The following is a 14,312-nucleotide window of genomic DNA, read 5'->3' as shown; positions in this document are numbered from 1 at the left end:
GCCTGCTTTGTCCGCAGGCATGAAAAGCCGCTCTGTCGGAAGATCGGATTGAGGTACGCAAATGTCGCCCTGGCTGACGGTCGTGGGAATTGGTGAAGACGGCTACAAAGGCCTTGGCAAGAACGCCCGGCACGCTCTATTGCGGGCCGATCAGGTGTTTGGCGGGCCGCGTCAGCTGGAGTTGCTGCCGCCTTGCATCAAGGCTGAACGCCGCGCCTGGCCCAGCCCCTTCTCTCTGAATCCAGTGCTTGAACAACGCGGCGCTGAGGTGTGCGTGCTGGCCAGCGGCGATCCGATGCTGTTTGGGGTAGGCGCCAGCCTGACGCGTGTTGTGCCTGTCGAAGAAATGCTGATCCTGCCTGCGCCCTCCTCCTATTCACTGGCGGCGGCCCGTTTGGGCTGGCCGTTGCAGGACGTGGTCACGCTGTCCGTGGTGGCCCGACCGCTGGCCGCGTTGAATGCCCGGTTCCATCACGGTGTGCGCCTGCTTATTCTGAGTAATGACGGCAGCAGCCCGGCGGCGATTGCCGGTTTGCTGCGTGAACGTGGTTTCGGCCCAAGCCACATGACCGTGCTTGAGCATCTGGGCGGTCCGGCCGAACGTCGCGTGGACGGGCTGGCCAGTGATTGGGCCAACCCCGAAATCGCCGCGCTGAATGTAGTGGCAATCGATTGCCGTGCCGATGCCAGCGCCTTGCGTCTTTCGCCGTTGGCTGGTTTGCCCGATGAAGCCTTCGAACATGACGGCCAACTGACCAAACGCGATGTGCGGGCGATCACTCTGGCACGCCTGGCCCCGGTGCCGGGCGAGTTGTTGTGGGACGTCGGCGCGGGTTGCGGCTCTATCGGCATCGAATGGATGCGCGCCCACCCCACCTGCCGAACCCTGGCCATTGAAGCCGATGAAGGCCGCCAGCAACTGATCGAATTCAATCGCGATGCCCTAGGCGTGCCGGGCCTGCAACTGGTGCGCGGCAGTGCGCCTCAGGCGCTGGCCGGGCTGGAACGTCCCGACGCGATTTTTATCGGCGGCGGCGTGACCCGCCCCGGCGTGCTGGATACCTGCTGGCAGCAACTGCGTTCCGGCGGCCGTCTGGTAGCCAATGCCGTCACATTGCAAAGCGAAGCAACGTTGATGGCCTGGCGTGATCTACATGGCGGTGAACTGACCCGTATCCACATCGCCCACGCCAAACCGCTGGGCGAATTCGATACGTGGCGTCAGGCTCTGCCTATCACTCTGCTGGATGTGGTCAAACCCTGATGCGTAACGAAACCGCAGAACAACCCGCCCCCTTGCGAAGTGGCCTGACCACCGGCAGTTGCGCAACCGCCACCAGTCTGGCGGCGGCGCGGTTGTTGTTGGGCGGTGAAGTCAACGATGCGGTGGAAATCGTCCTGCCCAAGGGCAAGCACGTGCAAATGCGCCTGGAGTTCTGCCGATTGGCGGGGGACGGTGCAGAAGCCGGTACTATCAAGGATGCCGGGGACGACCCCGACGTCACCCATGGCGCACTGGTTTTTTCCCGGGTGCGGCTGCTGGATGTGGCGACGGTAATCTTTATCGCAGGTCAGGGGGTAGGCACCGTTACGCGACCGGGCCTAGTACTGAAGGTAGGTGAGCCGGCGATCAATCCGGTGCCGCGGATGATGATCATCGAACACTTGCAAGCGCTGGCCAACGAGCTCAATTACACCGGCGGTTTTGAAATCACGGTCAATGTCGAAGGCGGTGAGGCCCTGGCGCTGAAGACCATGAATCCGCGCCTCGGAATTGTCGGCGGGCTGTCGATTCTGGGCACCAGCGGCATTGTCCGGCCGTTCTCCTGCGCGGCCTACATCGCGTCAATTCACCAGGGCATCGACGTCGCCAAAACCAACGGCTATCAACACATTGCTGCCTGTACGGGCAACGCCAGCGAAGACACCATGCGCCGCTTCTATCAGATGCCGGACATCGCCTTGATCGAGATGGGCGACTTCGTCGGGGCTGTGCTCAAACACCTGCGCAAGGTGCCAGTGGCCAAACTGAGTATCTGCGGCGGGTTCGGCAAGATCAGCAAACTGGCTGCAAAACATATGGACCTGCACAGCCGTCATTCCAGCATCGACCTGCCGCAACTGGCGCGCTGGGCGGCGGATGGCGGAGCCGATGAAGCACTGCAGCAGGCCATTCTCGAAGCCAATACCAGCCAGCAGGCTCTGGCGATGTGCTCGGCAGCAGAGGTGCCGCTGGGTGACATCGTTTGCCAGCACGCACTGGACTTCGCCCGCAGCGTTGTGCCATCGCAGGTTGAAGTGGAAGTCTTCGCGATTGATCGTCAGGGCGGCATCGTCGGAACAGCCGGAGTCAGTGCTTGAAGCGCGTGTTATTGCTTGGCGGAGTGACCGACGCACTGGCCATCGCCCGCACGCTGGGGCCGCAGCATATTTACAGCCTTGCAGGCGTAGGCCGGGTACCGACTGATCTTGTCTGTGAAGTGCGAGTCGGTGGTTACGGCGGCGCTGAAGGGCTGGCGCAGTTCATTACCGGGCAAGGCATCGATTTACTGGTCGACGCGACCCATCCTTACGCGGCCCAAATCAGCCAGAACGCGGCCCGCGCCGCCGGGCTCGCCAACGTGCCGTGCTGGGCATTGCGCAGGCCCGCCTGGCAACCGGGACCGGGCGACGATTGGCGCGAAGTGGCGGACTGGGCCGGGCTGATCAAAGCGCTGCAGCCCTTCAAGCGTCCATTGTTCACCTTGGGTCGTGAACCCTTGCAGCATCTGGATGAAATCCCCACACATCAGTTCTGGACGTTACGCGCCCTCGAAAATACCCTGCGCGACGTGCCGCAGCACGAGCGCTGCGAAGTCATCGGTGCGCGTGGTCCGTTTCTGCTTGAGGACGAGCGCGCGCTCTTTCAGCGGCGCACCATTGATGTGCTGATCAGCAAGAACAGCGGTGGCGATGCGACCGAAGCCAAGCTGGAAGTCGCGCGGGAACTGAAAGTGCCGGTGTTGATACTCCAGCGTCCGGAGTTACCGCAGGTGGATCGGGAGTTTGGTTCTGCGGCGGCATTGCTTGAGGCGCTGGATCAGTATCAGCTCTGATGCTGATTCTGTAGGACTGAATTTATTCGGGAACACGGCAACCCAGACGATACAAAGGCTGCGGATGTACCGGCCCATATGAGTTGCGTTCGCAGGTCAGAATAGAATGCATCTATCAAAAAAATTTCAAACATCTGATTTGAAATGCTTTTTACCTGTAGGAGCGCGCTTGCCCACGATTCGGTGTGTCAGTCACTAAATATATCGGCTGTGCTGACGTTATCGTCCGGATGCGGCCCAGACCAAGCGCGCTCCTGCAGGTCCTACGTTGCTTTGCGACAGCGCGGCACCGCGCCACATTCCGGGCTTTTTACATCGCCAGGCTGTTCAGGCTAAATGGCAGCTCAATCGACAGGAGTCTCTTTAATGTTGAAGCACCTGCTCATGCTGACCGCATTATTGCTGCCAGTGAGTTACGCCAACGCCAATGACTATCGCGCCGCCGAGCTGAATATTGCCAGCCCATGGTCAATGGAGCTGCCGCCGAATGCGCCCAACGTCGCGGCCTATTTTGTCATTCACAACAATGGGCAGAGCGCAGACCGCCTGCTCAGCGTAGACACGCCCATCGCAGGCACGGCTCAGCTTCACGAACATGTTCACGCCAACGGTTTGATGAAGATGCAGCAAGTGCCAAACGTGGAAGTCCCGGCGGGTGGCGACGCCGTATTCGCGCCAATGGGTTATCACGTGATGCTGCTGGACCTGAAGGACAAGGCTTCGCTTACGGAGGGTAAAAGCTTCCCGTTGACCCTGCATTTCGAGAAGTCAGGTGCGGTCACGGTAGAGGTCGAAGTGCTGAAGCAGCCGCCTGGGGCATCCGCGCACAGTCACTGACAGGCGCACCCCAGGCAGATTCATATTGCTGAATGTGCACGACCTTTGTAGGAGCTGCCGAAGGCTGCGAAGCATTCCATCTGATGTACCGCCATCGCAGCCTGCGGCAGCTCCTACAGGTCCAATATCTACAGGTCCAATATCTGCCGCGAGACAGCGCGGTGCCAAGGACAGTCTAATTTCCTGCGTTTAAACCGCTGAACGCCTACAACCATTCCAGAATAACCCCAACAAGAAAAGCCCTCCAGCCGACAGACACCCTCCCCTAAATCCGATTTCGTGAGCTGCATCTTTCACAAAACGAAACGGAATCATGACGACTCAATCTGCTTCATCCGCTGCCAGCAACGCGGCGTACCCACCCGATTTGCGTACCGTCGCCGAACAGGAGTTTCTGCGCCTGCTCAAGCGCGATCACCCTGGCGTCAGCATCGACATCAACCACACCTGGCTGACGTCCTACATGCTGAAAAGCCTGACGATCCCGCCTTTCACCCAGTTACCCGTACAAGACCACCCCACCATCGAACGCTCACTGCGTCAGTTCCGGTATTCGGAACCGGTTCGAGCCACGCTCCTCGATCATGCTCTGGGTCGCAAGAGTTTCGATTTGTCGGCCCACGCAGGCTTCTACAAAGCCGCCGACACAGTGGCTGGATCCGACGAAATCGCGCATCTCGAATGCCAGCATATTCTGGATTTATACAAGCACTTCAACATTGCCCTTGAGCCTGCTTATCGCCAGCAATTGGCTGACTACTGGAGCTACCTGGACAAGGGCATCAGCCGACGCGAGCGATTCATCACCGAGCGCAAAAAAGCATTACGGCTGGAGTCCGAAGCGGCAGTCGAGCAAAACCTGCTCACTATTAGCCAGCACGCCATGCTTGAAGATCAACTCAACAGGCCACGTACCGCCGATGGCGACAACGTCCAGAAATACGGGGCCTTTCAACTGTCACTGATAGATGGCCAAGGCGAAGTGCACATTTTCCCCGGGGCGTTTGTCCTCACGCACACCCATAGTCTGGTCCCGCCCGCATTGAATGACAGCAGTCTGGGGGAGGTGTTGCTGCGTACTGAACATCAAGGCCTGGAAGGCTTTGCAAATATTGCAGCGATGGTCCACTCGCTGGAGATGCGCTTTAGTGACGCCATACAAAAACAGGTTGTACTGCAAAACCTCACCGCCGCGTCTCGGGCTAAAGTCCTCACATTCCCGACCAAAGCCCCAATGTGGCGCTTGTCGGTCATGCATGGCGAGGTACTGCAGGTGTTGTTTGACCAACAGTTAGCCAGACAACAGGCCGATTTCAGTTATCTGTTAGGCCAGGCAAAAGCGCTGAAGACGGACGCAGATCAGTTTGCGCGCACCCTGCCGCAGCGACTTGCGCAGGCTGCGCATCTGGACAATGCGCTGATGCTTGATCGCAACGACCATCGACTGATCGCTGGCAACATGCCGCACTGGTGGTCAACAGTCAGCCACGAGCACCAGCAACGCTGGGTGGCTGCCGCGCAGGATTACAGTAAATCGATCATCCAGCTGCATCATCTGTGCAAAAACATACCCGATGGCCCGCAACCTCAGGGAACTCATCAAATAGCCTGGCTTGAGAACGTGAGAAGCCTCGCCATCGCCCAACTGCGCATGGACCAGGTACAGGCTCAGGCTGACCCGCTACCCGACGCGGCCAGGGCGTGGATGAAGGTCATCATTGATAACCCCTGCGTCGAGACCCGGCAGCAGGTCGATGGCAAAACGATCAACCTAGACTTCATGATCCTTGAGCAACACCCGATCCCTGACGTCATGCGTATCGCACCGCAAGGCTCAACCGCCGATCATCCGATGTTGCTGTGCACCCTCAATGCCCCGGACAGTCGGGTATTTCGCTGGTACCCCAACGAGAAGGCCATGCGTGAGCAGTTTCTGGATCATCCCGACTTCACCCGATACCTGCTACGCCAGTTACCCGAGGAAAGTCGCCCGGTTGAATGCAGCGCCGAAGAGTACGAGCAATGGCTCAAGCATTTTCGTGCACAGGAAACGTACAAACACCTGAAAGCGCCAGCCAAACTGCCCAGCTTTATTTTTGGCGAACCTGACTACATTGATGAGGGCGAGGACTACCTCATGACCCATCACGACCTCAAGCATACCCGCAGGCATGAGCTTCACTTCCGGCCCGAGGTGATAAAAAAACACGGTTCATTGTTTGGCAGCATCGCGCTGAATATTGCCATGCTGTTCATTCCATCACCGGTACTCATTGCCTTGGCGGCGGGTGTAGGGCTGTTCAAACTCTGGGAGGCTTTTCAACATCTCAGAGAAGGTGATTACCATGGTGCTGCCTTCGAGTTGTTGTGTGCGGTTGGCTACCTTGGCGCTGCTGCACTGGGTCGCTGGGTCATAAATCGCGAGCCTTTCACGCCGCTGGAGGATCTGCGATCAGCCACGCCACTGGTACAGCGCACCACTTCTGAAGGTGAGGAGCAGATCGGTTATCTGGAATCATCCAGCCCTACATCGCAACGCACAGACCTTGACGCCGTTGTGCCCTACGATGCTAACCAGTTCCACGCTGTCCAGATAGGCGAGCAGCAATACTTCATCAAACGTCAGCCCTGGCTGTTCGGCCACTGTCGGCTCTATCGGGTAGACGTCACTAATCCCGACTTGCTGATTGCAGAGCGCGCCTACGCCGTGGAATCCAGCCCGGGCGTCTGGAGCAAAATAGAAACCCTGCGCACCCGGATAAGCAGCCTGCTGTTGAGGCAGTCGGATCGGGAACTGGGCGATGTGACAAGGGATTGGCCGAGCTCGGCGGAGGAGGTCAGCACCGTCTCTAAACTGGCATTCAATCGTAACTATCTGCGTCTGGCACAAACCTCCAACGCCAGCGAACTGCCTGAAATACTGGATTACTGTGAAGGCGGCTCGCAGCCCATCAACAGCCTGCTGCGCGCGAGAATGCGCACACCGTGGACCCTTCGTTTTCTGAACGAGTTCTATTGCCTCAACGAATATCAGGGGCGGGCTTATCGCGCAGCATTGGTCAGCGCCGCCGGGCTGCGAAAACTGACCACCGAGATCGGACAGGTGTTCGTCGATAACGGTATTCAGTCTGCTTCTGTCAGCCGCTGGAGCAGCGAGCAGTGGAGCCGCGACGGATTCATCCGCGAGGCGGCCGGCAGTCAAGACAGCACCGTATTTGTCATTTTCAATGAGTCTGTGCCGAAGAAAAACCTGTTCACCAGCTTTCTGGGAGACCACGTAGCGATTGCGCCTTCCACGCCGTTGCAACTGGTGGCAAGCCGCTTGGTAGGCAAGCGTTTTTACGTTTACTTCAAAAGCCCGGCCGCCATTCCGGAAAAAATGTTTGATCTTTATTCCGGCAATACCGAACTGATGCTCTGACGATCAAGCACCAATAAGGCGCAATGCCACGCACCAGTGCGCAGGACAAGTTCCACACTGGTGCGCAACATTCCTGTCCAACAAGACAACTTCCCGTTCAGGCGCGCTATTTCGCGCCTTGGCCCAGCCTTTGCTAAACAGCAATCAGATATGCGTTATCTCGTGTGCCCCATCGAATACCAATATCGAATACCAATAACGGAGCTAGCCCAATGAAGCGTCGCAGTCTGATCAAAGCGTTTACCCTGTCCGCGTCCATCGCGGCCATGGGCCTTACATGGACCGTTCAAGCTGCCGAGACCATCAAGGTCGGCATTCTGCATTCGCTGTCGGGCACCATGGCTATCTCCGAAACATCGCTCAAAGACATGGCGTTGATGACCATCGATGAAATCAACGCCAAGGGCGGCGTCAACGGCAAGATGCTGGAAGCAGTAGTCGTTGACCCGGCGTCCAACTGGCCGTTGTTCGCTGAAAAAGGTCGTCAGTTGCTGACTCAGGACAAGGTTGCCGTGGTGTTCGGCTGCTGGACCTCGGTATCACGCAAATCCGTGCTGCCGGTGTTCGAAGAACTCAACGGCCTGCTGTTCTACCCGGTTCAATACGAAGGCGAAGAAATGTCGCCCAACGTGTTCTACACCGGCGCAGCGCCTAACCAGCAAGCGATTCCTGCGGTCGAGTACCTGATGAGCGAAGACGGCGGCGCAGCCAAGCGTTACTTCCTGCTGGGCACCGACTACGTTTACCCACGCACTACCAACAAGATTCTGCGCTCGTTCCTGCACTCCAAAGGTGTAGCGGACAAGGACATCGAAGAGGTCTACACCCCGTTCGGCCACGCTGACTATCAAACCATCGTTGCCAACATCAAGAAGTTCTCTGCGGGCGGCAAGACGGCTGTTATCTCGACCGTCAACGGCGACTCCAACGTGCCGTTCTACAAAGAACTGGCCAACCAGGGCCTGAAGGCTACCGACGTTCCGGTTGTAGCGTTCTCGGTGGGCGAAGAAGAACTGCGCGGTATCGACACCAAACCGCTGGTGGGTCACCTGGCCGCCTGGAACTACTTCCAGTCCGTAGAGAACCCGGTTAACACCAAGTTCGTTGCTGACTGGAAAGCCTACGCCAAGAAGAAAAACCTGCCGGGTGCAGACAAAGCCGTGACCAACGACCCAATGGAAGCCACTTACGTGGGCATCCATATGTGGGCGCAAGCGGTCGAGAAAGCCAAGTCCACCGATGTGGATAAAGTCCGCGAAGCCATGGCAGGCCAGACCTTCGCCGCGCCATCGGGCTTCACCCTGACCATGGACAAAACCAACCATCACCTGCACAAGCCAGTGATGATCGGCGAAGTCGAGGACAACGGTCAGTTCAACGTCGTCTGGCAGACCAAAGAGCCGATCCGCGCCCAGCCATGGAGCCCGTACATCCCGGGTAACGACAAGAAGCCGGATCATGCGGTGAAGAGTAACTAACACGCTGGATGTTCGACCGCCGCTATGGTGCGGTCGAACACATCTTCTGTAGGAGCTGCCGAAGGCTGCGATAGGGTTCCCCTGACACACCGCAATCGCAGCCTTCGGCAGCTCCTACAGGGATCACCAGATCCACCCGATCTGGACGCCTTTCAGGACACCCGCCATGCCCAACATTCTGTACCGCTTCATCTTCACCCTCGCCCTGCTGCTGCCCATGGCGGCACAGGCCAGCGATGCCGGTGATTTCGTGGCGGCCAGTTCCGCACAACAGGCCGAACTCCTTGAGAGATGGGCCGCCCAGCCCATTCCGGAACGCATTGATTTGATCAATGCCCTGCAGGAAGGCCGAGTCGCTGCTGACAGCAGCAAACGTGCATTTATCGAAACCGGCGACAAATACGTCGCGGTCGATGCTGATACGCCAACAACCGATGAGCCGCGCAAACTGCGCCTGAATAACCGCTTGCGTGGTTTGGTCGATACCGCACTGGCCAGCCACCAACTGCTGTCTGAGGATGCAAAGCTGCGTCTGTCAGCGGCGCTGCAATTGCAAAAATCAGCCCGCCCTGCTCAGTTGCCATTCCTGAGCGTGCGACTGGCCGATGAGAAAGATGATGACGTCCACGACGCACTCACACTGGCACTGGCCAATCTGCAACTGGTTGACTCCAGCCCGACCGTCCGCCTGGCGGCCGTGCGCCTGCTCGGTGAAACCGGTGATCCGCTGGCCCGCACTCGTCTGGAAACTTTATTGGCACCAGGCGTCGAAACTGACGCCAGCGTGCGTATCGCGGCCGAAACCAGCCTGGCTCAAGTCAAACGCAAGCTGATGGTGGGCGAGTTACTCGGTCAGGCATTCAGCGGGATGTCGCTGGGCTCGATTCTGCTGCTGGCAGCGCTCGGTCTGGCAATCACCTTCGGCTTGCTGGGCGTAATCAACATGGCCCACGGCGAAATGCTGATGCTTGGGGCGTACTCCACGTATGTCGTGCAGTTGATGTTCCAGCGCTATGCGCCGGGTGCTATCGAGTATTACCCGCTGATTGCCTTGCCAGTGGCATTTTTCGTTACGGCGGCCATCGGCATGGCACTGGAGCGCACGGTGATCCGCCATCTGTATGGCCGACCACTGGAAACCCTGCTTGCCACCTGGGGTATCAGCCTGATGCTGATACAGGCCGTGCGTCTGGCCTTCGGCGCGCAGAACGTTGAAGTGGCCAACCCTGAATGGCTCTCTGGCGGGTTCCAGGTACTGCCCAATCTTGTACTGCCCTACAACCGCATCGTGATCATTGCGTTTGCGCTATTCGTGGTGGTGTTGACCTGGCTGCTGCTGAACAAAACCCGCTTGGGCCTGAACGTGCGTGCAGTGACCCAGAACCGCAACATGGCCGCCTGCTGCGGCGTGCCGACCGGGCGCATCGATATGATGGCCTTCGGGCTCGGCTCCGGCATTGCCGGGCTGGGCGGCGTAGCCCTGAGTCAGATCGGCAACGTCGGCCCGGACCTGGGCCAGAGCTACATCATTGACTCGTTCCTGGTGGTGGTGCTCGGCGGTGTCGGGCAACTGGCCGGTAGCGTCATGGCGGCCTTCGGTCTGGGCATCGCCAACAAGATTCTCGAACCGCAAATCGGCGCTGTATTGGGCAAGATCCTGATCCTGGCGCTGATCATTCTGTTTATCCAGAAACGTCCGCAAGGCCTCTTCGCATTGAAAGGACGGGTGATCGACTGATGAATCAACCATTGATGGTCACTGCCGCGCAAAAAGTCGGCCCCAAGGGTACTGTGGCAGTTGGCATTATTGTGCTGGCTATTCTGCTGGCGATGCCACTGCTGTCCTTGCTGCCTGCCGATAACAGCTTTCAGGTGTCGGCCTACACCCTGACGCTGGTGGGCAAGATTCTCTGTTACGCCATCGTCGCGCTGGCACTGGATCTGGTCTGGGGTTACGCCGGTTTGCTATCCCTGGGCCATGGCCTGTTCTTCGCACTCGGCGGTTATGCCATGGGCATGTACCTGATGCGCGAAGCCGCGGGCGATGGCTTGCCCGCATTCATGACCTTTCTGTCATGGACCGAACTGCCGTGGTATTGGGCAGGTACGGATAACTTCCTGTGGGCCATGTGTCTTGTAGTGTTGGCGCCGGGTCTGCTGGCGCTGGTGTTCGGATTCTTCGCCTTCCGTTCGCGGATCAAAGGCGTGTATTTCTCGATCATGACCCAGGCCCTGACCTTCGCCGGTATGTTGCTGTTCTTCCGTAATGAAACCGGTTTTGGCGGCAACAACGGCTTCACCAACTTCCGCAGCATTCTCGGTTTCAGCATCAGCTCTCAAGGCACCCGCGCCACGCTGTTTCTGGCGACGGTGATCCTGCTGGTGGCGAGCCTGTATGTGGGTTGGCGTCTGGCGCAGAGCAAGTTTGGCCGGGTGCTGACCGCCCTGCGCGATGCCGAAAACCGCCTGATGTTCTGCGGCTACGACCCGCGTGGTTTCAAACTGTTTGTCTGGGTATTGAGCGCAGTGCTGTGTGGTTTGGCTGGCGCGCTGTATGTGCCGCAGGTCGGCATCATCAACCCGAGCGAAATGTCACCGACCAATTCCATTGAAGCCGCCGTCTGGGTAGCACTTGGCGGGCGCGGAACGCTGATCGGCCCGCTGCTGGGTGCCGGCCTCGTGAACGGCATGAAGAGCTGGTTCACCGTAGCCTTCCCGGAGTACTGGCTGTTCTTCCTCGGCGCGCTGTTCATCATCGTCACGCTGTATCTGCCTAAAGGCGTGATCGGTTTGCTCAAGAAGAGGGGCGAACAATGAAAACCACTCCGACACCGGCATTCATGCTCGAACCTATTCTCGACCCCAATGCTGATGCAGGCACCAGTCGCGATGCGATTGGCCTGGGGCAAAGCGTCGGCAAAGGGCTGAACACGCGCCACGGCACGATCCTTACGCTGGAAGACATCAGCGTCAGTTTCGATGGTTTCAAGGCACTCAACGACCTGAATCTGTACATCAGCGTCGGCGAACTGCGCTGCATCATCGGCCCCAATGGCGCGGGCAAGACCACGCTGATGGACGTGATAACCGGCAAGACTCGCCCAAGTCACGGCAAGGCCTGGTTCGGTGAAACCCTGGACCTGACGCAGATGAGCGAAGTGGAAATTGCTCAGGCGGGCATCGGACGCAAGTTTCAGAAGCCCACTGTGTTTGAAGCCTTGAGCGTGTTCGAAAACCTCGAACTGGCGCAGAAGACTGATAAATCGGTGTGGGCCAGCCTGAGGGCGAAACTCAGCGGCGAACAACGCGACCGCATCGACGAAGTACTGGAAACCATACGATTGACATCGTCCATGCAGCGCCCGGCCGGTCTGCTTTCACACGGTCAGAAACAGTTTCTGGAAATCGGCATGTTGCTGGTCCAGGATCCGCAATTGCTGCTGCTCGACGAGCCAGTCGCAGGCATGACCGACGCCGAAACCGAATTCACCGCCGAGCTGTTCAAGAGCCTGGCGGTCAAGCACTCGTTGATGGTGGTCGAGCATGACATGGGCTTTGTGGGTTCGATCGCCGACCACGTGACCGTACTGCATCAGGGCAGCGTATTGGCCGAAGGCTCGCTGGCGGATGTGCAGGCGGATGAAAGGGTCATTGAGGTCTACTTGGGGCGCTAGAGCTCCCCGGTAGGAGCGAACTTGTTCGCGAGGCGATTTCAGATCCACAGTCGTTGCCTGATCTGACGCCTCGCGAACAAGTTCGCTCCTACCGTTATCCATTTGCTTGGGAAACGAACATGCTCCAGGTCGAAAAGCTCCATCAGTACTACGGCGGTAGCCACATCCTGCGCGGGCTGTCCTTTGATGTGAAGGTCGGCGAAGTAACGTGCCTGCTGGGCCGTAACGGCGTGGGCAAAACCACTTTGCTCAAGGTGCTCATGGGCCTGCTGCCTGCAAAAGAAGGCGCAGTGCAATGGGAAGGCAAGAAGATCACCGGTTTCAAGCCTCATCAACGGGTGCATGCCGGGATCGCTTACGTGCCACAGGGCCGGGAAATTTTTGGCCGGTTGACCGTGGAAGAGAACCTGTTGATGGGGCTGTCGCGATTCCCGGGCTCTGAAGCAAAGGAAGTCCCGGCATTCATTTACGAGCTGTTCCCTGTGTTGCTGCAGATGAAGCATCGACGCGGCGGTGATCTGTCCGGTGGTCAACAACAGCAACTGGCGATTGGTCGTGCGCTGGCCAGCCGTCCACGCTTGCTGATCCTCGATGAGCCCACCGAAGGCATTCAGCCGTCGGTGATCAAGGAAATCGGCGTGGTGATCAAGAAGCTCGCGGAGCGAGGCGACATGGCTATCCTGCTGGTTGAACAGTTTTACGACTTCGCCGCCGAGCTGGCCGACCAGTATCTGGTGATGTCCCGTGGCGAGATCGTTCAGCAAGGCCGGGGCGAGAATATGGAAGCCGAAGGCGTGCGTGGTCTGGTGACCATCTGAGCGGTATTCCGTTAAGGTGCAGTCTTCCAGAACTGCTGTTTTCCTAAAGTATGAAAGCGATCACATGAATCTTCCCGCCCACACCGCGCTGTTCACGCCCAGCTGGCATGCCGAGCTGGAGCTGGGCTATGGGCGTTTTGGCGACAGCACGCGACCCACCCAACGCCGCCACAAAGGGCCGTTACGGGTACAAAAACACCTGTACGCCGAAGGCCCGGAAGTTTGCCAGCACATTATTGTTCATCCACCCGGTGGCATTGCCGGCGGCGACAGACTGGACATCAGTGCCAGCGTTGGCCCTGATGCCTGGGCACAACTGACCAGCCCCGGCGCAGCCAAGTGGTATCGCGCGGCTGGTCCGGCGTATCAGCAACTTGACCTGACTGTCGCGCCCGGTGCGACGCTGGAATGGCTGCCGCAGGAAACCATCGTGTTCAGTGCCGCACAGGCCGAACTGACCACGCGCATCAATCTGCAAGGCGATGCGCGGCTGCTGTACTGGGACGTCGTGGCGCTGGGCAGACCGGCGAGCGGCGAGCGCTTCGAGACCGGGCATTTCCAGGCGCATCTGGATGTGCGCCGCGACGGCAAGTTGCTGTGGCATGAACGGCAACGCATCATCGGTGGCGACGGCTTGCTCCAGTCACCGATTGGTCTGGATGGCAAAACCGTATTTGGCACGTTGCTGGTCACCGGCGACATTGACAGCGAATTGCTTGAGGCCTGCCGATCGGTGCCCAATCCGGTACGCGGTGATCTGACTCAACTGCCCGGTTTGCTGGTTGCCCGTTGTCTGGCTGATGAGGCGCTGCATGCCCGGGCCTGGATGATCGAATTATGGAAATTGCTGCGCCCGGCGATGCTGGGCCGCGAAGCGGTGGCGCCGAGGATCTGGAGTACTTGATGCAAATCTGTGGAGCACGGTTTTTTGTGGGAGCTGGGCTTGCCCGCGATAAGGCTGGACGCGATTCAATTTAGAATTGCGGTGA

The 14,312-nt window shown here is 58.6% G+C and carries 11 protein-coding genes; all 11 read left to right on the top strand.

Translation table 11 applies throughout. The annotated features are described in order from the left end of the window. Window positions 1–61 precede the first annotated feature (61 nt). The 11 genes from cbiE (at window position 62) to RX972_RS06135 (ending at window position 14,227) form a co-directional block, all read left to right on the top strand. Window positions 62–1,264: a precorrin-6y C5,15-methyltransferase (decarboxylating) subunit CbiE gene (cbiE, locus tag RX972_RS06185; protein ID WP_316873370.1), complete on the top strand. Its 1,203-nt coding sequence runs from the start codon at window positions 62–64 to the stop codon at window positions 1,262–1,264. Beyond that, complete coding sequence (locus RX972_RS06180) at window positions 1,264–2,361, top strand: cobalt-precorrin-5B (C(1))-methyltransferase (RefSeq protein WP_231667698.1); 1,098 nt, start codon at window positions 1,264–1,266, stop codon at window positions 2,359–2,361. The genes cbiE and RX972_RS06180 overlap by 1 nt, the downstream gene beginning before the upstream one ends. Further along, entirely contained in the window at window positions 2,358–3,095 is a 738-nt protein-coding gene (locus RX972_RS06175; protein ID WP_316873367.1) for a cobalt-precorrin-6A reductase, read from the top strand. The genes RX972_RS06180 and RX972_RS06175 overlap by 4 nt, the downstream gene beginning before the upstream one ends. A gap of 366 nt (window positions 3,096–3,461) precedes the next feature. Further along, the gene (locus tag RX972_RS06170) at window positions 3,462–3,932 is read left to right on the top strand and encodes a copper chaperone PCu(A)C (RefSeq protein ID WP_316873366.1); all 471 of its coding nucleotides are present in this window, start codon (window positions 3,462–3,464) and stop codon (window positions 3,930–3,932) included. A 313-nt stretch (window positions 3,933–4,245) separates the two neighbouring features. Next, on the top strand, window positions 4,246–7,353 hold the full coding sequence (locus RX972_RS06165; protein ID WP_316873364.1) for a hypothetical protein: 3,108 nt from the start codon (window positions 4,246–4,248) through the stop codon (window positions 7,351–7,353). 212 nt (window positions 7,354–7,565) lie between these two features. Further along, window positions 7,566–8,831 (top strand): urea ABC transporter substrate-binding protein, encoded by a 1,266-nt coding sequence (gene urtA / locus RX972_RS06160; RefSeq protein WP_027901346.1) that lies wholly within the window; start codon window positions 7,566–7,568, stop codon window positions 8,829–8,831. A gap of 166 nt (window positions 8,832–8,997) precedes the next feature. Beyond that, a complete protein-coding gene (gene urtB / locus RX972_RS06155; protein ID WP_316873361.1) occupies window positions 8,998–10,569 on the top strand; it encodes an urea ABC transporter permease subunit UrtB in 1,572 nt (523 codons plus the stop codon). Beyond that, the gene (gene urtC, locus RX972_RS06150; RefSeq protein ID WP_316873359.1) at window positions 10,569–11,648 is read left to right on the top strand and encodes an urea ABC transporter permease subunit UrtC; all 1,080 of its coding nucleotides are present in this window, start codon (window positions 10,569–10,571) and stop codon (window positions 11,646–11,648) included. Before urtB ends, urtC begins: the two co-directional genes overlap by 1 nt. Then, a complete protein-coding gene (gene urtD, locus RX972_RS06145; RefSeq protein WP_027901343.1) occupies window positions 11,645–12,505 on the top strand; it encodes an urea ABC transporter ATP-binding protein UrtD in 861 nt (286 codons plus the stop codon). Before urtC ends, urtD begins: the two co-directional genes overlap by 4 nt. Window positions 12,506–12,624: 119 nt before the next feature. Beyond that, window positions 12,625–13,323, top strand: a complete 699-nt coding sequence (gene urtE, locus RX972_RS06140; protein WP_316873356.1) for an urea ABC transporter ATP-binding subunit UrtE — start codon at window positions 12,625–12,627, stop codon at window positions 13,321–13,323. A gap of 64 nt (window positions 13,324–13,387) precedes the next feature. After that, window positions 13,388–14,227 carry an urease accessory protein UreD gene (locus tag RX972_RS06135; RefSeq protein ID WP_316873355.1) on the top strand — a complete coding sequence of 280 codons (840 nt, stop codon included), beginning with the start codon at window positions 13,388–13,390 and terminating at the stop codon, window positions 14,225–14,227. Window positions 14,228–14,312 lie beyond the last annotated feature (85 nt).

Source organism: Pseudomonas syringae group sp. J309-1, from assembly GCF_032582135.1.
GTDB lineage: Bacteria > Pseudomonadota > Gammaproteobacteria > Pseudomonadales > Pseudomonadaceae > Aquipseudomonas > Aquipseudomonas quasicaspiana.
The sequence above is the reverse complement of the archived record's forward strand: the minus strand, read 5'-3'. Positions and strand labels throughout refer to the sequence as shown.